25 protein-coding genes are annotated in these 22,516 nt (G+C 51.8%); 15 read left to right on the top strand and 10 right to left on the bottom strand.

Annotated features, from left to right (window positions below; all coding sequences use genetic code 11):
- Window positions 1-93 precede the first annotated feature (93 nt).
- The 4 genes from OGV98_RS01935 to yqhD form a co-directional block, all read right to left on the bottom strand.
- Window positions 94-549, bottom strand: a complete 456-nt coding sequence (locus tag OGV98_RS01935) for an HIT family protein (protein WP_003024529.1) — start codon at window positions 547-549, stop codon at window positions 94-96.
- A gap of 44 nt (window positions 550-593) precedes the next feature.
- A complete protein-coding gene (locus OGV98_RS01930; RefSeq protein ID WP_003024523.1) occupies window positions 594-2,048 on the bottom strand; it encodes a DASS family sodium-coupled anion symporter in 1,455 nt (484 codons plus the stop codon).
- Window positions 2,049-2,236: 188 nt separating this feature from the next.
- The gene (dkgA, locus tag OGV98_RS01925; protein WP_044713733.1) at window positions 2,237-3,064 is read right to left on the bottom strand and encodes a 2,5-didehydrogluconate reductase DkgA; all 828 of its coding nucleotides are present in this window, start codon (window positions 3,062-3,064) and stop codon (window positions 2,237-2,239) included.
- A gap of 104 nt (window positions 3,065-3,168) precedes the next feature.
- Window positions 3,169-4,332, bottom strand: coding sequence for an alcohol dehydrogenase (gene yqhD, locus OGV98_RS01920; RefSeq protein ID WP_003838168.1), 1,164 nt, complete (start codon window positions 4,330-4,332; stop codon window positions 3,169-3,171).
- A 194-nt stretch (window positions 4,333-4,526) separates the two neighbouring features.
- On the opposite strand from yqhD, the gene OGV98_RS01915 reads away from it, so the two are divergent.
- The gene (locus OGV98_RS01915; RefSeq protein WP_048217163.1) at window positions 4,527-5,426 is read left to right on the top strand and encodes an AraC family transcriptional regulator; all 900 of its coding nucleotides are present in this window, start codon (window positions 4,527-4,529) and stop codon (window positions 5,424-5,426) included.
- 73 nt (window positions 5,427-5,499) lie between these two features.
- Here the strand turns inward: OGV98_RS01915 and yghB are convergent, their stop codons facing one another.
- Entirely contained in the window at window positions 5,500-6,159 is a 660-nt protein-coding gene (gene yghB, locus OGV98_RS01910; protein ID WP_003024510.1) for a DedA family general envelope maintenance protein YghB, read from the bottom strand.
- Between the two features lie 131 nt (window positions 6,160-6,290).
- A complete protein-coding gene (gene metC, locus OGV98_RS01905) occupies window positions 6,291-7,478 on the bottom strand; it encodes a cystathionine beta-lyase (protein ID WP_003024509.1) in 1,188 nt (395 codons plus the stop codon).
- A 250-nt stretch (window positions 7,479-7,728) separates the two neighbouring features.
- On the opposite strand from metC, the gene exbB reads away from it, so the two are divergent.
- A complete protein-coding gene (gene exbB / locus OGV98_RS01900; protein WP_003024507.1) occupies window positions 7,729-8,463 on the top strand; it encodes a tol-pal system-associated acyl-CoA thioesterase in 735 nt (244 codons plus the stop codon).
- 6 nt (window positions 8,464-8,469) lie between these two features.
- A complete protein-coding gene (gene exbD, locus OGV98_RS01895) occupies window positions 8,470-8,895 on the top strand; it encodes a TonB system transport protein ExbD (RefSeq protein WP_003024505.1) in 426 nt (141 codons plus the stop codon).
- Window positions 8,896-8,972: 77 nt separating this feature from the next.
- Here the strand turns inward: exbD and OGV98_RS01890 are convergent, their stop codons facing one another.
- Window positions 8,973-9,380, bottom strand: coding sequence for a hypothetical protein (locus OGV98_RS01890; protein ID WP_003838178.1), 408 nt, complete (start codon window positions 9,378-9,380; stop codon window positions 8,973-8,975).
- A 1-nt stretch (window position 9,381) separates the two neighbouring features.
- The gene (locus tag OGV98_RS01885) at window positions 9,382-9,786 is read right to left on the bottom strand and encodes a hypothetical protein (protein WP_003024501.1); all 405 of its coding nucleotides are present in this window, start codon (window positions 9,784-9,786) and stop codon (window positions 9,382-9,384) included.
- 104 nt (window positions 9,787-9,890) lie between these two features.
- On the opposite strand from OGV98_RS01885, the gene OGV98_RS01880 reads away from it, so the two are divergent.
- A complete protein-coding gene (locus OGV98_RS01880; RefSeq protein ID WP_003024499.1) occupies window positions 9,891-10,394 on the top strand; it encodes an ESA_00282 family adhesion-associated protein in 504 nt (167 codons plus the stop codon).
- A gap of 70 nt (window positions 10,395-10,464) precedes the next feature.
- Here the strand turns inward: OGV98_RS01880 and OGV98_RS01875 are convergent, their stop codons facing one another.
- Window positions 10,465-11,505, bottom strand: coding sequence for an aldo/keto reductase (locus tag OGV98_RS01875; RefSeq protein ID WP_003024497.1), 1,041 nt, complete (start codon window positions 11,503-11,505; stop codon window positions 10,465-10,467).
- A 155-nt stretch (window positions 11,506-11,660) separates the two neighbouring features.
- On the opposite strand from OGV98_RS01875, the gene yghX reads away from it, so the two are divergent.
- The 11 genes from yghX (at window position 11,661) to hybG (ending at window position 21,528) form a co-directional block, all read left to right on the top strand.
- Window positions 11,661-12,548: a YghX family hydrolase gene (gene yghX / locus OGV98_RS01870; RefSeq protein WP_032937394.1), complete on the top strand. Its 888-nt coding sequence runs from the start codon at window positions 11,661-11,663 to the stop codon at window positions 12,546-12,548.
- 215 nt (window positions 12,549-12,763) lie between these two features.
- Window positions 12,764-14,404 carry a methyl-accepting chemotaxis protein gene (locus OGV98_RS01865; RefSeq protein ID WP_044713738.1) on the top strand — a complete coding sequence of 547 codons (1,641 nt, stop codon included), beginning with the start codon at window positions 12,764-12,766 and terminating at the stop codon, window positions 14,402-14,404.
- An 84-nt stretch (window positions 14,405-14,488) separates the two neighbouring features.
- Window positions 14,489-14,776 carry a DUF2623 family protein gene (locus OGV98_RS01860; protein ID WP_003838189.1) on the top strand — a complete coding sequence of 96 codons (288 nt, stop codon included), beginning with the start codon at window positions 14,489-14,491 and terminating at the stop codon, window positions 14,774-14,776.
- 188 nt (window positions 14,777-14,964) lie between these two features.
- Window positions 14,965-16,083, top strand: a complete 1,119-nt coding sequence (hybO, locus tag OGV98_RS01855; protein WP_003024486.1) for a hydrogenase 2 small subunit — start codon at window positions 14,965-14,967, stop codon at window positions 16,081-16,083.
- Window positions 16,084-16,085: 2 nt separating this feature from the next.
- A complete protein-coding gene (gene hybA, locus OGV98_RS01850) occupies window positions 16,086-17,072 on the top strand; it encodes a hydrogenase 2 operon protein HybA (RefSeq protein WP_003828357.1) in 987 nt (328 codons plus the stop codon).
- Complete coding sequence (gene hybB / locus OGV98_RS01845) at window positions 17,062-18,240, top strand: Ni/Fe-hydrogenase cytochrome b subunit (protein WP_003838191.1); 1,179 nt, start codon at window positions 17,062-17,064, stop codon at window positions 18,238-18,240. The genes hybA and hybB overlap by 11 nt, the downstream gene beginning before the upstream one ends.
- Window positions 18,237-19,940: a hydrogenase 2 large subunit gene (hybC, locus tag OGV98_RS01840; protein WP_286550982.1), complete on the top strand. Its 1,704-nt coding sequence runs from the start codon at window positions 18,237-18,239 to the stop codon at window positions 19,938-19,940. Before hybB ends, hybC begins: the two co-directional genes overlap by 4 nt.
- Window positions 19,940-20,434 (top strand): HyaD/HybD family hydrogenase maturation endopeptidase, encoded by a 495-nt coding sequence (locus tag OGV98_RS01835; protein ID WP_003024473.1) that lies wholly within the window; start codon window positions 19,940-19,942, stop codon window positions 20,432-20,434. The genes hybC and OGV98_RS01835 overlap by 1 nt, the downstream gene beginning before the upstream one ends.
- On the top strand, window positions 20,427-20,915 hold the full coding sequence (gene hybE / locus OGV98_RS01830) for a hydrogenase-2 assembly chaperone (RefSeq protein WP_202581001.1): 489 nt from the start codon (window positions 20,427-20,429) through the stop codon (window positions 20,913-20,915). The genes OGV98_RS01835 and hybE overlap by 8 nt, the downstream gene beginning before the upstream one ends.
- Entirely contained in the window at window positions 20,908-21,249 is a 342-nt protein-coding gene (gene hypA / locus OGV98_RS01825) for a hydrogenase maturation nickel metallochaperone HypA (RefSeq protein ID WP_003024462.1), read from the top strand. The genes hybE and hypA overlap by 8 nt, the downstream gene beginning before the upstream one ends.
- A 30-nt stretch (window positions 21,250-21,279) precedes the next feature.
- Window positions 21,280-21,528, top strand: a complete 249-nt coding sequence (gene hybG, locus OGV98_RS01820; protein ID WP_003024459.1) for a hydrogenase maturation factor HybG — start codon at window positions 21,280-21,282, stop codon at window positions 21,526-21,528.
- A 95-nt stretch (window positions 21,529-21,623) separates the two neighbouring features.
- Here the strand turns inward: hybG and yghU are convergent, their stop codons facing one another.
- The gene (gene yghU / locus OGV98_RS01815) at window positions 21,624-22,490 is read right to left on the bottom strand and encodes a glutathione-dependent disulfide-bond oxidoreductase (protein ID WP_202581002.1); all 867 of its coding nucleotides are present in this window, start codon (window positions 22,488-22,490) and stop codon (window positions 21,624-21,626) included.
- Window positions 22,491-22,516 lie beyond the last annotated feature (26 nt).

Below are 22,516 nucleotides of genomic sequence, written 5' to 3'. Positions count from 1 at the left end.
CCGGTGGTGAAATGCTTATCAGGCCTACGAGCAGCACAGTTTTGTAGGCCGGATAAGGTGCTTGCACCGCCATCCGGCAGAAGTGCTCAGTATTTATGCCTCACGAATTCTGGCCGCTAATGCGGCCAGTTTTGCATCATCCGCCCGTTCATGATCGTGTGATGACAGATACCCTTCATATTGCTCGAAAAATTTGGTCTGCCGCGACTCAATCGGTTTCCAGTGAGTTAGATCGCCAGTGCCGTGCATGGGGCTTAATTTGCTGTGCACATGGTCTACGCCGAAACCTTCGAAGAACATCCCCGTACGACTGACATCCGGGAAAGCCTTATCCAGTTTCTTAGCCACTTTTTGGGTTGCCATCATCAGGTCAGCCAACGCCTGCGGCGGCATATCGAAGGCATAGCTGGGGTAATGCTTTTTCGGGATCACCACGGTAAAACCGTCGGTGTTCGGGAAAATCGATAGAAAAGCCAGATGGTGCTCGTCTTCCCAGACCTTATGGCAGGGTGCTTTACCTTCAACAATTTGACAGAAAATACAGGTCATTCCTTTTCTCCGCAGGTAAGGTGATTCGTCAGGGCGCAGTTAGTTTAGTACAGACCCAACACCTTCCACCACATCAGACCTACGGTGATAAACACCGCCTGGTTAAACAAGCTAATGATAAATCCTGTGCGCCACCAGACGCCCGTTGGAACGTACCCGGCACCAAACAGGATTGGACCGCGAGCGTGGGTGTACTGGGTGAGCGAGCAGTACAAACTGCTGGTGAAGGCCAGCATTAACGCCGTGGGGGCTGCGGGGATATTCAGATGCAGTCCGACGCCGAGGAAAACGGCGTACAGCGCGGCAATCTGTGCATTACCGCTGGCAAAAAAGTAGTGGGTATAGAAGTAGGCGGCATTCAGCAGCAACAGGACGATCACCCAACTGGTACCGTGCATAGTACTGCTCAGGCTATCGCCGATCAGATTGCCAAACCAGGTAGTGAAACCTAGTTTTTTCAGCTGGTTCGCCATCATCAGCAGTGCGGCAAACCAAATCAGCGTGTCCCATGCGCCTTTCTCGCTTTTCACATCTTCCCAGCTCAGAACGCCGCTTAGCAATAAAATGGACAGTCCCACGAACGAGGCTGTAGTGGCGTCGACGCCTAACGTATCGCCAAAAATCCACAGCACCAGCAGTACGCCGACGGTAACCAGCATCAGCCATTCGCCGCGAGACATACTGCCCATTTCCGCCAGCTCTTTGCGCGCCAGGTTCGGGGCATCCGGCGTGTGCTTTATTTCCGGGCGCACGATCCAGTAGACCAGCAGTGGAACCAGCAGTAAGGACACAAGGCATGGCAGCAGCGCCGCCATAAACCAACTGCCCCAGGTCAGCGTGACGCCCGCATTGGCCGCCAACTTCACCGCCAACAAGTTGCCGGTATAGCCGGTCATAAAGAGCGCGGCGGTGACGTCGTTGACGTTGCCAATGCAGGTGATAAGAAAGGTACCGATTTTACTGCGGGACTCATCTTCCGGGTTCGAATGGAAACTGCGTGCCAGAGAGTCGGCAATCGGATAGATGACACCGCCGCAGCGTGCCGTATTACTCGGCATTGCCGGGGAGAGGATCAGATCGGCAAAGGCCAGACCGTAGGCGAGTCCGAGTGTGCGCTTGCCAAGCAGACGGATCATCTGCAGCGCAATGCGTCGTCCGAGGCCAGTTTTGATAAACCCACGGGCAATCATAAAAGCCACGACGATAAGCCAGATAAGCGAACTGTTCAGCTCGCTTAGCGCCGTGGTGATAGCGCCGCTGGCGGTTTTATCCCCGGCCGCATAGGCGAGTGCAAAAACCGTAATCCCAATAATGCCGACCGCGCCGATGGGTAAAACTTTTGCCACGATAGAAGCAATCGTCGCAACGAAGATAATTGCTGAATGCCAGGCTGGCGCACTTAACCCGGATGGAGGGGGAAGTTGCCACAGCCCGGCAGAAATGAATGTTATAAGAATTAATGGGAGCCATTTGACTCCGCTACCTTTTTTCTCAGTCACGGTTACGCACCTATGGATATGGTGAATATATTCATCAAATAAATATATTTATATGATAATTAACAGGTTATGTTGCGCAATGCTGCTCCAGTGACTGCAAGAAATACAACAATATATGTGCGTGAATTGTTTCCTGATATTTCAAATCAGTAAAGGCCCGACGAGAGTGTCGGGCTGGAGGGAAGGGGTTAACCGCCGAACTGGTCCGGGTCTGGCCCCAGACGCTTGCCCTGATCGAGTTTCGCGATTTCGCCTAATTCATCTTTATCCAGGCGGAAGTCCCAGACGTTAAAGTTTTCTGCGATACGCGCAGGGGTGACCGATTTCGGAATCACCACCAGGCCGCTATCCAGATGCCAGCGGATGACAATCTGCGCCGGTGATTTGCCATATTTCTCTGCGAGGTCACGGATTATCTTTTGATCGAAGACGTCTTTGCCGCCCTGCGCCAGCGGGCTCCAGGATTCGGTCTGGATTTTATGTGTGGCGTTCCAGGCGTGCAGCTGGCGCTGCTGCATGAGCGGGTGAAGTTCTATCTGATTAATCACCGGAGGTACGCCGGTTTCATCCATCAGCCGCTGGAGATGGTTGATCTGAAAGTTGCACACGCCGATGCTCTTAATCAGCCCTTCTTTTTGCAGGTTGATCATGTTTTCCCACGCTTCAACGTAGTGGTCGATCGCCGGAACTGGCCAGTGCATCAGGTACAGATCGAGGTAATCAAGCTGGAGTTTCTCCATGCTTTCGAGCAAGGCTTCCCGGGGGCGTTTCTGGTCATCATTCCACAGCTTGGTGGTAATGAATAACTCTTCCCGTGGCACGCCTGCGTCACGTATTGCTTTGCCGACACCTTCTTCGTTTTTGTACGCTGCTGCGGTATCAATTGAGCGATACCCCACTTCCAGCGCTTTATGAATGGCAGTGATGACTTCTTCGTTGCTTGCCTTCCAGACCCCCAGGCCCAGTTGCGGCATGACGTTACCATCCTGTAGTTTGATAATGGTTGGAGTGGTCATAATTCCTCCCCTTAATTACTGTCACCGGAACATACTCCGGTGACATAGGTGTGACTTAAGTCTGGTATAAATACCCAAAAACGAAAGGCGGAGGTTAAAAAACCTTAGCGAGCAGCTTCGTAAATCCGACGGCTGACCTCAAGCGTAATGTCCTGATGTTCGCCCAGTTTCGTACCGCCATGCGCTTGCAGTTTTTCCAGCAGCGCCGGGATGGAGCTACCGTCCAGACCGTAGTCAGAGAGGCGAGTCGGTACGCCCATTTGTTCGAAGAAAGCGCGGGTTGCGGCAATGGCGGCGTCGATGCGCTGGTCATCGCTTCCTTCGGTGATATTCCAGATACGCTCTGCGTATTGCAGCAGTTTGGCACGCTTGGTATCACGTTTTTCATTCCACAGCGCTGGCAGAACGATGGCCAGTGTTTGAGCATGATCCAGACCGTGCATTGCAGTCAGTTCATGGCCCAGCATATGCGTTGCCCAGTCCTGCGGTACCCCTGCGCCAATCAGACCGTTCAGCGCCTGGGTTGCCGCCCACATGACGTTCGCACGCACGTTGTAGTTTTCCGGTTCCTGCAAGGCTTTCGGACCTTCTTCTACCAGTGTGAGCAGAATGCCTTCGGCAAAGCGATCCTGAATTTTCCCGTCGACCGGATAAGTCACATACTGCTCAACGGTATGAACGAACGCATCCACGACGCCGTTTGCAACCTGACGTGGCGGCAGGGTGTAGGTGTAAACCGGATCCAGTACGGCAAATACTGGCTGCACAAACGGGGTCATAAAGGCCAGTTTATCGCCGGTGGTTTTACGCGAAATTACCGCGCCGGAGTTAGATTCAGAGCCGGTTGCGGGCAGGGTTAATACGGAGCCCATCGGGATGGCGCTTGTTACGTCGTTGCCGTGGGTTTCCAGAATGCGCCATGGATCGATGCCGTCAGCGTACTGTGCAGCAGCCGCGATGAATTTGGTGCCGTCCAGCACGGAACCGCCGCCTACTGCCAGCAGAAACGTCACTTTCTCATCACGCACGATTTTTACCGCGTTCATCAGCGTTTCATAAGATGGGTTTGGCTCGATACCGCCAAACTCCAGCACGTCCAGACCTTTCAGCGCGTCCTGAACTTGTGCCAGGACACCTGTTTTTTTCACGCTGCCGCCGCCGTAAGTAACCAGTACGCGAGCGTCCTGAGGAATTTGATCGCGCAGCTCAGCAATCGCGCCTTTACCAAACAAAATACGTGTTGGGGTATGGAGATTAAAGTTGTTCATTGCTCGTTCCCTTTGGTGGGTAATAAAAGAGGGCAGGAGAGTGTCTGCCGGATGATGAACATTGTGGTCGCCCGCCGCGCTGCTCTCAATGCTCATTTCTGCCGATGTCTTGCCCATTTCTACAGACTGCTGGAGAAAACGGATAAATCTGCGCATTATGTCAGGGTCGAAAAACGATAATGAAATGGTGCCCCATGAACCGTGATGAGATCTGCCTTCTGCTGACAGATAAAATTAAGCATCTGAAAAACAATGAAAATAAACTTAGCGAACTGCTGCCAGATGTCCGCCTGCTACACGGTACGGAGCCGGCGGCGCGTACACCAGTCATGTATCAGCCAGGCATCATATTTCTCTTTTCGGGACATAAAATTGGTTACATTAATGAGCGCGTATTTCGCTATGACGCCAACGAATACCTGCTGCTAACCGTACCTTTACCCTTCGAATGTGAAACGTATGCGACGCCGGAGGTTCCTCTGGCCGGTATTTACCTGAATGTCGATATCCTGCAATTGCAGGAGCTGTTGATGGACATTGGGGAAGACGAGCTGTTCCAGCCCGCTATGGCTGCCAGTGGGATTAACTCTGCGATGCTCTCAGACGAAATTCTCTGTGCTGCTGAGCGCCTGCTGGATGTGATGGAGCGACCGCTGGATGCGCGTATTCTGGGTAAACAGATCATTCGCGAAATCCTCTACCATGTGCTGACCGGGCCGCGTGGTGGCGCGTTACTTGCGCTGGTAAGTCGCCAGACGCATTTCAGTTTGATAAGCCGGGTACTCAAGCGGATTGAAACCAAATACACCGAAAACCTCAATGTAGAACAGCTGGCGGCAGAGGCGAACATGAGCGTATCGGCGTTTCATCATAATTTTAAAGCGGTGACCAGTACCTCGCCGCTGCAATATCTGAAGAGCTATCGCCTGCATAAAGCACGGATGATGATGATCCACGATGGAATGAAGGCCAGTGCGGCTGCAATGCGCGTCGGCTATGAGAGCGCATCGCAATTCAGTCGGGAGTTCAAACGTTTCTTTGGCGTAACGCCGGGGGAAGATGCGGCAAGAATTCGTATGATGCAGGGGAGTTGATTTCTTGTCGGCTTTAAAGCTAGCTGTGCGCCATCAATGAAATGCCGGAGTGACTCCGGCATACGGCTAATACTCAGGCGCTACAGTATTTTTTTTTAATCACCACGAACAGCGTTCCCAACAGACCTGCGGTTAACAGGGCAATTGGCAGGATCATTAAAAAGGTCATCACCTGATCTTCATGACGTTTGACGAACGGGATCATACTCAGCGCATAGCCGAAACTGGTAACGACGGTGACCCACAGCAGTCCGCTCAGCCAGTTAAAAAACTGGAACCGACGGTTAGGAAGCCCTGAAATGCCCGCCATCGTTGGCAGCAAGGTACGGACGAACGCCAGGAAACGCCCGGCAAGCAGCGCCATCAACCCGTGTTGGTCAAACATGCAGGTAGCGCGTTGATGGTATTTTTCAGGTAATTGCGCCAGCCAGCCTTTCACCGTGCGCGTGTTGCCCAGCCAGCGTCCCTGAATGTAGCTCAGCCAGCAGCCCAGACTGGCTGCGGCAGTCAGAATAGCTATGGTAGGTAAAAAACTCATCACGTCCTGAGCGATCAGCGCTCCTGCCAGTAATAACAGGCTGTCTCCGGGTAAAAAGGAGGCGGGCAGCAGGCCATTTTCTAAAAACAGTGTGGCGAACATGACGAAGTACACCACGCTCACAACGTGCGGATCCGCCAGTGCGGCAAAATCGTGTTGCCAGAGCGCGGAGACAATATCTTGAATGACTACCATGGACTTTCCTGTGGAACAGCGTTTATATGTGGATTGTACTCCTGAATTGCCCGGGATGCCTTGATCCCGGACGCAACAATTGCAGACTTTTCCACCAGAAGTGTCTGCATATATGTCCATCTGTGGCAATTTTACTCGATTCGGGCAAATCCTGCGGCCAAATCGGCAATCAGATCGTCAACATTCTCTAAACCAATATGCAAACGGATGAGCGTTCCGCTGAAGTCCACCTCGCCTTGCGGACGGATTGCCGCAATGTGTTCCGGTTGGTTGGCGAGAATCAGCGACTCAAAACCGCCCCAGGAGTAGGCCATGCTGAACAGGCTGAAGTGATCCAGATACGCGGCCAGCTCCTCATTATTGAGTTTCTTATTCAATACAAAGGAGAACAGGCCGCTGCTGCCGGTGAAATCACGCTTCCAGAATTCATGCCCTTTACTGCCGGGCAGTGCCGGGTGGTTCACGCGGGCGACCTGCGGATGGCTGGCCAGCCACTCGGCGACCTTTAAGCTGCTTTCATGGTGCTGACGCAGGCGTACACTCAGCGTACGCAGCCCACGACTGGTCATATAGGCGGTATCGGCGTCCAGCATTTGCCCCATCAGATACGCATTTTCGCGAAGTTGATCCCAGCAGCGGGCATTAGATACCGCCGTTCCGACCATGCCGTCGGAATGGCCAATCAGATATTTGGTGCCTGCCTGAATAGAAATATCGATGCCAAAATCCAGCGCTTTGAACAGCACTCCGGCAGCCCAGGTGTTATCAATCATGATGATTGCGTCAGGTGCTACGCTTCTGACGGCGGCAACAATTGCCGGAACATCATGCACTTCCATGGTGACAGAGCCGGGCGACTCCAGAAATACGACTTTGGTGTTCGGCTGCATGTGCTTCACAATATCGGCGCCAATCAGCGGATCGAACCAGCCGGTGGACACGCCAAGCTTGCCGAGAATTTTGGTGCAGAAATCCTGACTGGGTTCATAGGCGGTGTTGGTCATCAGCACATGATCCCCTTGCTCGACAAAAGCGAGGATGGTGTTGGCAACGGCAGCCGCACCGCAAGGGAACAAGGCGCAACCCGCGCCGCCTTCCAGTTCGCACATCGCTTCCTGCAGAGAGAAATGCGTCAGGGTTCCGCGACGTCCATAGAAAAGCGCACCGTTGGCACGGTTGTGTGTGGCCTGCTTTTTGGCCTCCACGGTGTCAAACACCAGCGAAGAAGCGCGCTGGATCACGCTATTTACCGAGCCCAGCGTGTATTTTTTACTGCGTCCTGCGTGAACGAGCTTGGTTTCAAGTTGCTTATCTGCCATGTTGTCTTACCTGTTTTTATACGTCTGGATGTCTAAACTACCATGAATCAAAGATGACGCATCCTGCAGAACGGTCATACAGTAGAAAATAATCTCAAAATGCTTCTGGTGACTTTTTTACTGCGTAAGCGCAAGGAAAAGAAACCAAAGGTGCGGCAATATGTAAATAGTAATGAGAACGACTATCAATTCGACGTCTTTTTGATATCATTACGCTCAGATTTTGTGATTTGCGTCCTGGAGATACAGAGTGGGTAATAATTTGATGCAGACGGATCTTTCCGTCTGGGGTATGTATCAGCACGCCGATATCGTGGTTAAGTGCGTGATGATTGGGCTGATTTTGGCGTCAGTGGTCACCTGGGCTATCTTCTTTAGTAAGAGCCTTGAGTTCTTTACTCAGAAACGCCGCCTTAAGCGTGAACAGCAACTGCTGGCGGAAGCCCGCTCTTTAGATCAGGCAAGTGAGATTGCCGCAGGATTCGATGGCAAAAGCCTGGGCGCACAGTTGATTAACGAAGCGCAAAACGAGCTGGAACTGTCAGAAGGCAGTGACGATAACGAAGGCATTAAAGAGCGTACCGGCTTCCGTCTGGAGCGTCGTGTGGCGGCGGTAGGTCGTCATATGGGACGTGGTAACGGATACCTGGCCACCATCGGGGCTATCTCTCCATTCGTCGGTCTGTTCGGTACCGTATGGGGCATCATGAATAGCTTCATCGGGATTGCACAAACTCAAACGACCAACCTGGCCGTTGTTGCGCCGGGTATCGCAGAAGCGCTGTTAGCGACCGCAATTGGTCTGGTCGCAGCAATTCCAGCGGTTGTTATCTACAACATTTTCGCACGTCAGATTGGCAGCTATAAAGCGATGCTGGGTGATGTCGCGGCACAGGTGCTGTTACTGCAAAGTCGCGATCTGGACCTGAACGCAAGCGCATCCGCGCATCCGGTACGTGCAGCGCAGAAATTACGTGTAGGATAATGTTCCATGGCAATGAGCTTTAATGAAAACCTGGACGATAACGGTGAAATGCATGAAATCAACGTGACGCCGTTTATCGACGTTATGTTGGTTTTATTGATCATTTTTATGGTGGCCGCACCGTTGGCAACGGTGGATGTGAAAGTGAATCTTCCTGCCTCCACCAGCACGCCGCAGCCGCGTCCGGAAAAGCCGGTATACCTATCTGTTAAAGCCGATAAAAGTATGTTTATTGGCAACAATCAGGTGACGGATGACACCATGATTAGCGAGTTAAATGCACTGACAGATGGGAAGAAAGACACCACCATTTTCTTCAGGGCAGATAAAACCGTTGATTATGAGACCATGATGAAGGTTATGGATACGCTGCATCAGGCGGGCTTCCTGAAGATTGGTCTGGTTGGCGAAGAGACTGTGAAAGCGAAGTAATCCTCCTCATTGCCGGGTAATGGTTGCCGCCTTACCCGGCGTGCATCTCCTGATTCAACTCCCTCGCATACCTGTTCTTATCTGTTCTCGTCTAACGCGACCGTGGTTATCCTGGTGGGTTCGTAGTTCCCTTCAGACAGCTTTCGTGTCAGGCGTAAGGTGGCCGTTTCCCGTGCGAGTATATGCTGGTAGGTGCTTTCCAGTCGGGCCATGATTTTGTCCCGCAGTTCTGGTTGCTGCTCCATAATGGCTTCGATCGCGGCACCGTAGATCTCTTCTTTAGCCTGTAGCGTGTAAATTTCACGCCGATTTTGCCATTTCATCCGCACCAGTGCAGCGGGAATAGAGACTATCTCCTGAGCAACGCTTTCCAGCGTCGCGTTTTTATTGGCAATCAACACGGCTAAATTTTGCTTTAAGACAAACTCATCGCTTTTATGGTTATCTAAAGCCAAATAAACATTGTTATCCTCAACATCTTTCATTTTATTTCTCTTCCAGAGAATAAAAAATAGGGTCGCTGGTTTCACGCGTAATTAAATTAAGCCAAATTTTGTTGCCCTGTTCATTTATGATGGCTGTTTTTTGAGTCAAAATTTTACTTAATTCTTGTGCGTTAATATCGCCTTCTGCTTGTAGTGAATTGAGCAGGCGAGAGAATGACTCAATTTTTGCTGCACGAAACAGACGCTCTTTTAAATGACGGTCGCACTCTTCAAATAGCATATTTCGTGATTGACCGGTAGCCGTTGAGCTAATCAAAATATCAGATTCGTAATCGCTTAATGTTCTCTTTCCCTGAGTCAAATTTTCACTATTATCTACGGGATTGGTATTGGTAGCGGGGCTGGATAAGTGAAAGTGCGAGGGAACAAGATGCTCGGGAAGCATGTTGAAATATCCTTTGATGCCAATGATATGTTGTTTTAAATAAACCAGGCCGCGTTGACAATAGCATGGCGTAATTTTAAAATCAAAAAAAATGGAGCCAGTATATGAACAGTATATTTTATTCTGTTATTACCCTGCTATTGCTGACCTGCGGGGTACTTTTGTTAATGCGCAGTGCAAATAAAAACCGACATGCCGAAAATGGGCACTCTGAAAACCAGCCGGAAATGCTGAGTAAAGAAGAAGGCGAGGACCATTTCTCGGTATTGATGAATTCGATTACGCCGGTCTGGTATTGGCGCGTTAATCACGAATATATCGATTTTATCCACTCCACGATCAAGCGGATGACAATGGTGGAGTTGAATGAGACACCTGGATTATTTGATGCGCAGCGGCGTTGTAGCGATCTCAACTCTGCGGTGTATAAATATTACGACAATATTAAAAAGCGCTGTTTGAGCGGTGAGAAGGTCCCGCATGCCGACCTGGACGTGCTCAACCTGCGTCAGTGTTTCAGGGAGTTCAGTCTGGAGGCTTATCCCGCGCTTGTCGCGCTGGTGTGGCCGGAGTATCAACGCCCGGAGATCAAAGCGGAAGAGGTGTGAAGGGGACTGTTTGGCCCGTATTACGTGCCGGGGAGGCTAACGCTGTCACCCGGCACGATGTTACATACGGCTATTTGTCAGATGAGGCCTGCCACAGGTTCAGCTTACCGTCCGCGACGTGCTTATCGATCTGCGCCAGTTCTTCGGTGCTGAACGTCAGGTTCGCCAACGCCTGAACGTTTTCCTCCAGTTGCTCCGGTCGACTGGCGCCAATTAATACCGAAGTCACCCGGTTGTCTTTTAGCAGCCAGCTTAAGGCCATTTGTGCCATCGACTGTCCACGCTGTTGCGCCATCTCATTGAGCAACCGCAGGCTGTTAAGATTTTCTTCCGTCAGCATATTTTCCGTCAGCCCACGAACTTTTTTCCCTTCACGCTGCATGCGTGAACCTTCCGGAATGCCGTTGAGGTATTTCCCCGTCAGCAGTCCCTGAGCCAGTGGCGTAAAGGCGATGCAGCCCATGCCATTGGATTCCAGCGTATCCAGCAGGCCGCTGCTGTCTACCCAGCGGTTAAGCAGGTTGTAAGACGGTTGGTGGATCAGCAGGGGAATTTTCCATTCCCGCATCAGCTCGGCCATTTTCTGCGTACGCTCTGGCGAATAGGATGAGATGCCGACATACAGCGCTTTGCCGCTCTGTACGGCGTGGGCCAGGGCTGAGGCGGTCTCTTCCATTGGCGTATTTTCGTCGACGCGGTGCGAGTAGAAGATATCGACATAGTCGAGGCCCATGCGTTTCAGGCTCTGATCGAGGCTGGCGAGCAGGTATTTGCGCGAACCGCCAGAACCGTATGGCCCTGGCCACATGTCATAGCCTGCCTTGGTGGAGATAATCAGTTCATCGCGATAGTGTGCAAAATCCTCGCGCAGTAATCGGCCAAAATTCTCTTCTGCGCTGCCTGGTGGCGGCCCATAGTTATTGGCTAAATCAAAATGCGTGATGCCTAAATCAAATGCTTTACGCAACAGGGCTCGCTGTGAATCCAGCGCCTGAACGTGCCCAAAACTGTGCCATAAACCCAGCGATAGAGCGGGTAAGCGCAAACCGCTGCGCCCACAGTAGCGATAGAGCATCTGTTCGTAACGTTCAGGATTGGCAAACCAGGCCATGAGATCTCCTTAGTGCAGGTGAATTTCGAAACAACGTTTCTATTCTAGCGGGTTCACGGTGAATATCCCGTTCACCAGGTCACACTGAGATGAAAAACTGGGCAAAAACAGGTCACTGTGCTTTGCTTAAAAAAACATCAATCAGGAGTGCGACGATGCCGCGTTTGACTGCCAAAGATTTTCCGCAAGAACTGCTCGACTACTATGACTATTACGCTCATGGCAAAATAACGAAACGCGAGTTTCTCAATATGGCAGCGAAATATGCAGTGGGTGGCATGACGGCATTGGCCTTATTCAATTTATTGAAACCCAACTACGCTCTCGCAATGCAGGTAGAATTTACCGATCCCGATATTCTGGCGGAATATATTACCTATCCCTCGCCTGAAGGTCATGGTGATGTGCGGGGGTATTTGGTTAAACCAACGAAGGTGACGCGGAAAGTTCCGGCGGTGGTGGTAGTGCATGAGAATCGTGGGCTGAATCCGTATATTGAAGATGTGGCGCGACGGGTGGCGAAGGCGGGCTTTATGGCACTCGCGCCTGATGGGTTAAGTTCGGTAGGGGGATACCCAGGCAATGATGATAAAGGTCGGGAATTGCAGCAGCAGGTTGACCCCGTAAAGTTAATGAACGACTTTTTTGCCGCCATTGAATTTATGCAGCATTATTCAGGGACGACGGGAAAGGTAGGTATCACCGGATTTTGCTATGGTGGTGGTGTGTCGAATGCCGCAGCTGTGGCTTTCCCTGAACTGGCCTGCGCGGTGCCTTTTTATGGGCGTCAGGTTCCTGCATCAGATGTCCCTAAAATAAGCGCGCCTTTATTACTGCACTATGCGCAATTAGATACCCGAATTAATGAGGGATGGCCTGCATATGAAGCGGCGCTAAAGGCGAATAAGAAAGTCTATGAAGCATATATCTACCCCGGTGTTAATCATGGCTTTCACAATGATTCTACCCCTCGTTATGATAAAGCTACCGCTGAATTAGCCTGGGAACGTACCCTTGCGTGGTTTGATAAATATTTGCGATAGAAAACAATAGATTATTTAATGCTTTTAATTAATTACCTGAATAATAATGCTACCTAATTTCATTAGCATTCATATTGATATAGGGTGGAGAGATAGTGGATGTACTTAAGAAAGTAAAAAAATAAAGAACGCATTATATCTTCTCTACTGCCTGCCGATAACAAGGATAAGTATCGCCTGATGGCGAATTCCTCATCAACGGCAAGGAAATTATTATGCGTTTGCTGAAAAACTTCACTATTCGTATTGTCATGTTGGCAATACTGGGACTTTTCTGCCTGCTCTGGTCGGGCGTGGGTTTATTCAGTCTTCATTCGTTATCAAAAATATCTGAAGGCAATGATATTGACCGCCATCTTGTCCATCAGATGACGGTTCTCAGTCAGGGTAACGATCAGTACTTTCGCTTCGTAACGCGCTTAAGTCGCGCCATGGATGTCAAAATGAGCGGCGGAACGCCTGATTTTGCGCCGGCGCAGCAGTCCCTGGAGAATATGAGTAAAAAACTCCAGGAGATGAAAACATTGTCTCCAGGCCCCATGGATCCGGAAGTTGCCGCGGCGGTACTGACGAAGTGGCAGGCGCTGCTGGACAATGGCGTGATCCCGCAAATGCAGTTGGCAAAGCAGGGCACGCTCACGGCCTTTGCGGAACATGCCAGTACCGTTACGCCAGCGTTGAGCCGTGAATTTGGCGCCAGTGCCGAGCGTTTTAACGCCACGGCAGGAGAGCGGCTTGATACCACCCGCGTGATGGTCGATGGCAAAACGTCTATCATCCGAACGTTAATTATTACTGCTGTTATCCTCGGTATTGCCCTACTGTTCTTTACCGACCGTTACCTCGTCGCCATGATGGTGAAACCTCTGGGACGCATCCGTCAGCAGTTCCAGCAGATTGCGCAGGGCGATCTCAGCCATCCCATTGAAGATTTTGGTCGTAACTGTGTGGGTCAACTGGTGCCGTTACTGTGCGCGATGCAGGACAGCCTGCGCGAAGCCGTCAGTACCATCCGTTCAGGTAGTGACAACATCTGGCGAGGGGCGACGGAAATTTCCACCGGTAATAACGATCTCTCCTCACGTACTGAAGAGCAGGCCGCGGCGCTGGAAGAGACCGCTGCCAGCATGGAGCAACTGACCGCAACGGTAAAACTGAACGCTGAAAATGCGCGTGAAGCCAGCCAGCTTGCCGATACGGCCACAGAAACGGCAGGTAAAGGGAGCACGCTGGTTTCAGAAGTGGTTGAGACGATGGATGGTATTGCCGCCAGCTCTAAACAGATCGCGGAAATCACGTCAGTTATTAATAGTATTGCTTTCCAGACCAATATTCTGGCGCTGAACGCCGCAGTTGAAGCTGCCAGGGCAGGCGAGCAGGGGCGCGGTTTTGCCGTCGTTGCCGGTGAAGTACGCAACCTTGCCAGTCGCAGCGCCGGAGCGGCGAAAGAGATTGAGACGCTAATTGGCGAGTCATCGCGTCGTGTCGACCAGGGGGCTCGTCTGGTTAAAGAAACGGGATTAACCATGGAGGCAATTCTGCGCGGTGCCACCGAAGTGACGGTCATCATGAAGCAAATTGCCTCAGCCTCGGAAGAACAAAATAAGGGCATCTCGCAGGTGAGCGTCGCGATCACACAGATGGACAGCGTAACGCAACAGAACGCTGCATTGGTAGAGCAAGTCTCCGCCGCTGCCGTGGCGTTGGAACGACAAACAGAGGAATTGCAACGCTCGGTGCAACAGTTCCGCCTCTCAGCGAATGATGTGCAATACGCCGCTGCTAATACTGCTTCCCCTTCAGCAGACAACAAAACGTCTGCGGCAGCTAAAACGGATGAATGGGTGTCCTTTTAAGCTGGCATAAAAAGTTCGTGATACCTCTGGTCTTTGCTTAAAAAATCGCTATATAATTTATTATATAGCGATTGGAGGTTATGCATGGACAACCATTTTGGAAAAGGCCTGATGGCCGGATTAAACGCCTCAAGTGCGGACAGCGCACGCTCAGTGGCGAATTTTTGTGCGGATTATAAGCGTGGTTTTGTGTTGGGATTTTCACATCGCATGTTTGAAAAAACGGGCGATCGACAGCTTAGCGCGTGGGAAGCGGGCATCCTCACGCGTCGCTATGGACTGGATAAAGAGATGGTTATGGATTTCTTTAGAGAGAATCAATCCAGTACAACAATTCGTTTTTTCATGGCTGGCTATCGACTCGAAGCTTGATCCGAAAGGGGTATTATCTTGCTTTAATTAATTACACTATTGACCTACGCCTTCGTTTTGTTGCTCCGTCGAAGTATTATAATGCACATAACCATATAAAAAGTGTGGTAATGGCGCGCCGATCGCAATATGCAACATGCGAATGGTGCAAAATAAAAGCCAGGTCTTCGCAACGGAATAACTATAAAATGACTGGAGATAACTCTCTCATCAATTCGAGCGGCATTAATCGCCGTGATTTCATGAAGCTTTGTGCAGCACTGGCCGCTACCATGGGGCTCAGTAGCAAAGCCGCCGCAGAAATGGCCGAATCAGTTTCTCGTCCTCAGCGCCCACCGGTTATCTGGATTGGTGCCCAGGAGTGTACGGGTTGTACTGAATCGCTGCTTCGCGCGACACACCCTACAGTGGAAAACCTCGTTCTGGAGACAATCTCTCTGGAATACCATGAGGTGCTCTCTGCCGCCTTCGGCCATCAGGTTGAAGAGAACAAACATAACGCTCTGGAGAAGTACAAAGGGCAATATGTTCTGGTAGTAGATGGATCTATCCCACTGAAAGATAATGGTATTTACTGCATGGTTGCCGGTGAGCCGATCGTGGATCACATCCGCCGGGCCGCAGAGGGCGCAGCCGCTATCATTGCCATCGGCTCTTGCGCCGCGTGGGGTGGTGTTGCTGCCGCTGGCGTTAACCCAACGGGTGCCGTCGGCCTGCAAGAAGTTCTGCCAGGCAAAACCATCATCAACATCCCCGGCTGTCCGCCGAACCCGCATAACTTCCTCGCAACGGTCGCGCATATCATCACTTACGGTAAGCCGCCGAAGCTGGATACCAAAAACCGTCCGACATTCGCCTATGGCCGTTTGATTCACGAGCACTGCGAACGTCGCCCGCACTTCGATGCTGGTCGTTTTGCGAAAGAGTTTGGCGATGAAGGCCACCGTGAAGGTTGGTGCCTCTACCATCTGGGCTGTAAAGGGCCAGAAACCTACGGCAACTGTTCAACGCTGCAATTCTGCGACGTTGGCGGCGTGTGGCCGGTGGCTATTGGTCACCCTTGCTACGGCTGTAACGAAGAAGGCGTCGGTTTCCATAAAGGTATTCACCAGCTTGCTCATGTGGAAAACCAAACGCCGCGTTCCGAGAAGCCTGACGTCAATATGAAAGAAGGCGGTAATGTATCTGCCGGAGCGATTGGACTGCTGGGTGGCGTAGTAGGACTGGTTGCCGGCGTCAGCGTGATGGCGGTACGTGAACTGGGGCGTCAGCAAAAGAAAGATAACGCTGACTCACGGGGAGAATAACCGTGAACAGACGTAACTTTATTAAAGCAGCCTCCAGCGGGGCATTGCTGTTGGGCGCAGCGCCGTCCATCAGTCATGCGGCTGCAGAAAACCGTCCGCCGATCCCGGGTTCTCTTGGGATGCTCTATGACTCGACGCTGTGCGTAGGCTGCCAGGCCTGTGTCACCAAGTGTCAGGATATCAACTTCCCGGCCCGTAACCCGGAAGGCGAGCAAACCTGGTCGAACAACGACAAACTGTCTCCGTATACCAATAACATCATCCAGGTGTGGCGTAGCGGAACAGGCGTGAACAAAGACCAGGAAGAAAATGGCTACGCATACATCAAGAAACAGTGCATGCACTGTGTTGATCCGAACTGCGTTTCCGTTTGCCCGGTCTCCGCGCTGAAGAAAGATCCGAAAACCGGCATCGTCCATTATGACAAAGACGTCTGCACGGGCTGTCGTTACTGCATGGTCGCCTGCCCGTACAACGTGCCTAAGTACGACTACAACAACCCGTTTGGTGCGCTTCACAAATGTGAACTGTGTAACCAGAAAGGCGTTGAGCGTCTGGACAAAGGCGGTTTGCCGGGTTGTGTTGAAGTGTGCCCAGCCGGTGCGGTGATTTTTGGTACCCGTGAAGAGTTGATGGCTGAGGCGAAAAAACGTCTCGCGCTGAAGCCTGGCAGCGAATACCACTATCCGCGTCAAACGGTGAAAGCAGGCGATACCTATCTGCATACGGTACCGAAGTACTACCCACACCTGTACGGTGAGAAAGAAGGTGGTGGTACACAGGTTATGGTGCTGACGGGTGTTCCTTACGAGGATTTGGATCTGCCGAAGCTGGATGATCTTTCAACTGGTGCGCGTTCCGAACATGTTCAACATTCCCTGTACAAGGGCATGATATTACCCCTGGCTGCGCTGGCGGGCTTAACCGTGCTGGTTCGTCGTAACACGAAAAACGACCATCACGATGGAGGAGACGATCATGAGTCATGATCCTAAACCGTTGGGCGGAAAAATAATCAGCAAACCGGTCATTATTTTTGGGCCGCTTATCGTCCTGTGTATGCTCCTGATCGTGAAACGTCTGGTCTTCGGATTGGGCTCAGTCTCCGATCTGAACGGCGGTTTCCCATGGGGTGTATGGATCGCGTTTGACCTGTTGATTGGTACTGGCTTTGCGTGCGGCGGTTGGGCGCTGGCGTGGGCGGTGTATGTTTTCAACAGAGGACAATACCATCCGCTGGTACGTCCGGCGCTGTTGGCGAGCCTGTTTGGCTACTCGCTGGGTGGTCTGTCAATCACCATCGACGTCGGTCGTTACTGGAACCTGCCGTATTTCTACATTCCGGGTCACTTCAACGTGAATTCGGTACTGTTCGAAACGGCGGTCTGTATGACCATCTATATCGGCATCATGGCGCTGGAATTTGCTCCGGCTCTGTTTGAACGTCTGGGGTGGAAAGTTTCTCTCAAGCGTTTGAATAAAGTGATGTTCTTTGTTATTGCCCTCGGCGCGCTGCTGCCAACCATGCACCAGTCTTCAATGGGTTCATTGATGATTTCTGCGGGTTATAAGGTGCATCCGCTTTGGCAAGCTTATGAAATGTTGCCGCTTTTCTCGGTATTAACCGCCTTTATTATGGGCTTCTCGATCGTCATCTTTGAAGGCTCACTGGTACAAGCGGGTCTGAAAGGTAACGGTCCGGACGAGAAAAGTTTGTTCATCAAGCTGACGAACACCATCAGCGTGCTGCTGGCGATTTTCGTGATTCTGCGCTTTGGCGAACTGATCTATCGCGACAAGCTGTCGTATGCGTTTGCAGGCGATTTCTACTCAGCCATGTTCTGGCTTGAGGTCGTGCTGATGGTCTTCCCGCTGGTGGTGCTGCGCGTCACTAAGCTGCGTAATGATTCGCGCATGCTGTATCTGTCTGCGCTGAGCGCATTGCTGGGTTGTGCAACATGGCGTCTGTCCTATTCGCTGGTGGCGTTCAATCCTGGTGGTGGCTACCACTACTTCCCGACCTGGGAAGAACTGTTGATTTCTATTGGTTTTGTGGCTATTGAGATTTGTGCATACATCGTACTCATTCGTCTACTGCCGATACTTCCTCCTTTAAAACAAAACGATCAAAATCGTCATGAGGCGAGCAAAGCATGAGCCAGAGAATTACTATTGATCCGGTAACCCGTATTGAGGGTCATTTACGCATCGACTGCGAAATCGAAAATGGCGTGGTATCTAAAGCATGGGCTTCCGGTACCATGTGGCGCGGCATGGAAGAGATCGTGAAAAACCGCGATCCGCGCGATGCCTGGATGATTGTGCAGCGTATCTGTGGCGTTTGTACGACCACTCACGCTATCTCTTCCGTTCGTGCAGCAGAAAGTGCGCTGAATATTGATGTTCCGGTGAACGCACAGTATATCCGTAACATCATTCTGGCCGCGCACACCACGCATGACCACATTGTTCACTTCTATCAGCTGTCTGCGCTGGACTGGGTGGATATCACCTCTGCCCTGAAAGCTGACCCAGCGAAAGCATCTGCCATGTTGAACAGCGTGTCCTCCTGGCACCTGAACAGCGCAGAAGAGTTCACCAAGGTTCAGAACAAGATCAAAGATCTTGTTGCCAGCGGTCAGTTAGGCATTTTTGCTAACGGTTGCTGGGGGCACCCGGCAATGCAGCTGCCGCCGGAAGTGAACCTGATTGCGGTCGCTCACTATCTGCAGGCGCTGGAATGCCAGCGTGATGCCAACCGCGTTGTGGCGCTGTTGGGTGGTAAAACGCCGCACATCCAGAACCTGGCGGTAGGTGGGGTTGCTAACCCGATTAACCTCGACGGTCTTGGCGTGCTGAACCTTGAGCGTCTGATGTACATCAAGTCATTCATTGATAAGCTGAGCGACTTCGTTGAGCAGGTTTACAAGGTTGATACCGCGGTCATTGCTGCGTTCTACCCTGAATGGCTGGAACGTGGTCAGGGCGCGGTTAACTACCTGAGCGCGCCGGAATTCCCTACTGACGGTAAAAACGGCAGCTTCCTGTTCCCGGGTGGTTACATTACTAATGAAGATCTGTCGACCTATCGTCCGATCACCTCTCACTCCGATGAGTACCTGATCAAAGGGATTCAGGAGAGCGCGAAACACGCGTGGTACAAAGACGAAGCGCCGCAGGCTCCGTGGGAAGGCACAACGGTTCCTGATTACACCGGTTGGTCAGATGACGGCAAGTACTCCTGGGTTAAAGCACCGACCTTCTACGGTAAAACGGTTGAAGTGGGTCCGCTGGCCAACATGCTGTGTAAACTGGCGGCCAAACGCGAGTCTACTCATGCCAAGCTGAATGAAATCATCGCGATTTACACCAAGCTGACCGGTAAAACTATCGAAGTGTCTCAGCTGCACTCTACGCTGGGTCGTATTATTGGCCGTACCGTTCACTGCTGTGAACTGCAGAACGTTCTGCAGGATCAGTACAACGCGCTGATCGTGAACATCGGTAAAGGCGACCATACCACCTTCGTGAAACCGGATATTCCGGCAACGGGCGAATTCAAAGGTGTTGGTTTCCTCGAAGCGCCGCGCGGTATGCTGTCTCACTGGATGGTGATTAAAGATGGCATTATCAGCAACTACCAGGCGGTTGTACCGTCAACCTGGAACTCTGGCCCACGTAACTTTAATGATGAAGTGGGACCGTATGAGCGCTCGCTGGTAGGAACGCCGATTGCCGATCCAAACAAACCGCTGGAAGTGGTTCGTACCATTCACTCCTTCGATCCTTGTATGTCATGTGCGGTGCATGTGGTGGACGTTGACGGGAACGAAGTGGTCTCAGTTAAGGTTCTGTAATGCGGATATTAGTCTTAGGGGTCGGCAATATTTTGCTGACCGACGAAGCCATCGGAGTACGTATCGTTGAGGCATTAGAGCAACGGTACATCCTGCCAGACTTTGTTGATGTTCTGGACGGTGGTACGGCTGGGATGGAGCTTCTCGGCGATATGGCGAACAGAGATCATCTGATCATTGCTGACGCCATTGTGTCGAAGAAAAACACGCCAGGAACGATGATGGTCCTGCGGGATGAAGAGATCCCGGCGCTGTTTACCAACAAAATCTCACCGCACCAGCTTGGCCTGGCCGACGTTTTGTCGGCCCTGCGTTTCACCGGAGAGTTTCCGAAAAAGCTGACGTTAGTCGGCATTATTCCGGAATCACTGGAGCCGCATATCGGGCTAACGCCAACGGTCGAAGCGATGATTGAACCTGCGCTTGAGCAGGTTCTTGCTGCGCTTCGCGAATCAGGTGTTGAAGCGATCCCTCGGGAGGCGGCTCATGTCTGAGGAGTTTGTCGGTTTTCAGACGGCCCCGAAGATGCAGATTCAGGCAGCGTTTGAAGAGGTTGCCCGGCGTTCGATGCACGATCTCTCTTTCTTGCATCCGAATATGCCGGTATATATCTCTGATTTTACGCTGTTTGAAGGGCAGTGGACGGGGTGTGTTATCACACCCTGGATGCTCAGCGCACTGATTTTCCCTGGACCAGACCAGGTCTGGCCGGTACGTAAAGTCAGCGAAAAAATCGGGCTGCGTCTGCCGTATGGCGAGATGACCTTTACCGTTGGTGAACTGGAGGGCGTATCACAATACCTTTCCTGTTCACTGATGTCGCCGCTTTCGCACAATATGTCGGCGCAAGAAGGTGTGCGCCTGACTGACGATTGTGCGCGAATGCTGTTATCGCTGCCGGTGAGCGATCCAAATGCGCCGCAGCTCAATCGCCGCGCGCTGCTGCTGGGTCGTCGGAACTGCGAAAATGCATGAGCTGTCCCTTTGTCAGAGCGCGGTTGAGATTGTTCAACAGCAGGCAGAGCAGCACGGTGTCAAACGTGTAACCGGCGTTTGGCTGGAAATCGGGGCGCTCTCCTGCGTTGAAGAGAGCGCCGTGCGTTTCAGTTTCGACATCGTCTGTCAGGGGACGCTGGCGCAAGGGTGTGAGCTGCATATTGATTACAAGCCAGCCCAGGCATGGTGCTGGGATTGCAGTCAGGTTGTGGAAATCACCCAGCATGATGCGCAGTGTCCACATTGTCAGGGGGATCGTCTGCGAGTTGATGCGGGCGATTCACTGAAAGTGAAAAGTATTGAAGTCGAATAACCCATAGGTTGCTATGGGGCGGAGTCAGATATGTGTATTGGAGTCCCTGGTCAGGTTCTGGCCGTTGGTGAAGATATTCACCAGCTTGCGCAGGTTGAAGTGTGCGGCATCAAACGTGATGTCAATATTGCCCTGATTTGTGAAGGTGATACGGCTGAGCTGGTCGGGCAATGGGTGCTGGTGCACGTAGGGTTCGCCATGAGCATCATTGATGAAGATGAAGCTAAAGCCACGTTAGACGCACTTCGCCGTATGGAGTACGACGTCACCAGCGCGTGATTTTGTGCCGGATGGCGGCGCAAACGCCTTATCCGACCTACGGCATGACATCTTTGTAGGCCTGATAAGACGCCCCGGCGTCGCCATCAGGCATTTTAAGCCTGGCGCTTATCTTCGGTATTGGTATCGAAGTCGCTGGCGTCATGGCGTTCATGAAGCTGCTCGTTCAGCGGTCCGTTGGTACGGTTAACAATACGACCACGCTTAACCGCCGGACGCGACGCAATCTCTTTTGCCCAGCGCTGCACGTGCTTGTAGCTTCCTGCATCAAGGAACTCTGCCGCGTCGTACACGTTACCCAGAACCACATTGCCAAACCACGGCCAGACTGCCATATCGGCAATGGTGTATTCATCTCCGGCGACAAACTGATGCTGCGCTAACTGTTTATCCAACACGTCAAGTAAACGCTTGGCTTCCATGGTGAAGCGATTAATCGCGTATTCAATTTTAACCGGCGCATAATTATAGAAGTGACCAAAGCCACCGCCAAGGAACGGGGCAGCACCCTGTAACCAGAACAACCAGTTTAGCGTTTCAGTACGTTTTGCCAAATCCTGCGGCAAGAAATAACCATATTTTTCCGCCAGATAGAGTAGGATTGCGCCAGATTCAAATACGCGAACCGGTGGGTTTTGCGAGTGGTCACGCAGTGCCGGGATCTTCGAGTTCGGATTCACCTCAACAAAGCCGCTGGAAAACTGATCTCCATCGCCGATGCGGATAATCCAGGCATCGTATTCCGCGCCCTTCACGCCCTGCGCCAGCAACTCCTCCAGCATAATCGTCACTTTCTGCCCGTTTGGCGTACCCAGCGAATAGAGCTGCAGCGGATGCTTGCCAACCGGCAGCGTTTTCTCGTGTGTAGCGCCGGAAACAGGGCGGTTGATATTGGCGAATGCGCCGCTGTTCGATTTTTCCCACGTCCAGACTTTCGCGGGCTGATAGGTATTGTCTGACATAGTGACCTGCCTTCTGAGTGGTTGTT

Source organism: Citrobacter sp. Cf136 (assembly GCF_030333815.1).
Lineage (GTDB): Bacteria > Pseudomonadota > Gammaproteobacteria > Enterobacterales > Enterobacteriaceae > Citrobacter > Citrobacter freundii.
This window is presented reverse-complemented; position numbering and strand designations above follow the sequence as displayed.

Bases quoted from the DNA above. Each gene is read 5' to 3' on its own strand.
- OGV98_RS01935 (WP_003024529.1), bottom strand. From the start codon at position 549: ATGACCTGTATTTTCTGTCAAATTGTTGAAGGTAAAGCACCCTGCCAT.
- dkgA (WP_044713733.1), bottom strand. From the start codon at position 3,064: ATGACCACTCCAACCATTATCAAACTACAGGATGGTAACGTCATGCCG.
- yqhD (WP_003838168.1), bottom strand. From the start codon at position 4,332: ATGAACAACTTTAATCTCCATACCCCAACACGTATTTTGTTTGGTAAA.
- OGV98_RS01915 (WP_048217163.1), top strand. From the start codon at position 4,527: ATGAACCGTGATGAGATCTGCCTTCTGCTGACAGATAAAATTAAGCAT.
- yghB (WP_003024510.1), bottom strand. From the start codon at position 6,159: ATGGTAGTCATTCAAGATATTGTCTCCGCGCTCTGGCAACACGATTTT.
- metC (WP_003024509.1), bottom strand. From the start codon at position 7,478: ATGGCAGATAAGCAACTTGAAACCAAGCTCGTTCACGCAGGACGCAGT.
- exbD (WP_003024505.1), top strand. From the start codon at position 8,470: ATGGCAATGAGCTTTAATGAAAACCTGGACGATAACGGTGAAATGCAT.
- OGV98_RS01890 (WP_003838178.1), bottom strand. From the start codon at position 9,380: ATGAAAGATGTTGAGGATAACAATGTTTATTTGGCTTTAGATAACCAT.
- OGV98_RS01885 (WP_003024501.1), bottom strand. From the start codon at position 9,786: ATGCTTCCCGAGCATCTTGTTCCCTCGCACTTTCACTTATCCAGCCCC.
- OGV98_RS01880 (WP_003024499.1), top strand. From the start codon at position 9,891: ATGAACAGTATATTTTATTCTGTTATTACCCTGCTATTGCTGACCTGC.
- OGV98_RS01875 (WP_003024497.1), bottom strand. From the start codon at position 11,505: ATGGCCTGGTTTGCCAATCCTGAACGTTACGAACAGATGCTCTATCGC.
- yghX (WP_032937394.1), top strand. From the start codon at position 11,661: ATGCCGCGTTTGACTGCCAAAGATTTTCCGCAAGAACTGCTCGACTAC.
- OGV98_RS01865 (WP_044713738.1), top strand. From the start codon at position 12,764: ATGCGTTTGCTGAAAAACTTCACTATTCGTATTGTCATGTTGGCAATA.
- OGV98_RS01860 (WP_003838189.1), top strand. From the start codon at position 14,489: ATGGACAACCATTTTGGAAAAGGCCTGATGGCCGGATTAAACGCCTCA.
- hybO (WP_003024486.1), top strand. From the start codon at position 14,965: ATGACTGGAGATAACTCTCTCATCAATTCGAGCGGCATTAATCGCCGT.
- hybB (WP_003838191.1), top strand. From the start codon at position 17,062: ATGAGTCATGATCCTAAACCGTTGGGCGGAAAAATAATCAGCAAACCG.
- hybC (WP_286550982.1), top strand. From the start codon at position 18,237: ATGAGCCAGAGAATTACTATTGATCCGGTAACCCGTATTGAGGGTCAT.
- OGV98_RS01835 (WP_003024473.1), top strand. From the start codon at position 19,940: ATGCGGATATTAGTCTTAGGGGTCGGCAATATTTTGCTGACCGACGAA.
- hybE (WP_202581001.1), top strand. From the start codon at position 20,427: ATGTCTGAGGAGTTTGTCGGTTTTCAGACGGCCCCGAAGATGCAGATT.
- hypA (WP_003024462.1), top strand. From the start codon at position 20,908: ATGCATGAGCTGTCCCTTTGTCAGAGCGCGGTTGAGATTGTTCAACAG.
- hybG (WP_003024459.1), top strand. From the start codon at position 21,280: ATGTGTATTGGAGTCCCTGGTCAGGTTCTGGCCGTTGGTGAAGATATT.
- yghU (WP_202581002.1), bottom strand. From the start codon at position 22,490: ATGTCAGACAATACCTATCAGCCCGCGAAAGTCTGGACGTGGGAAAAA.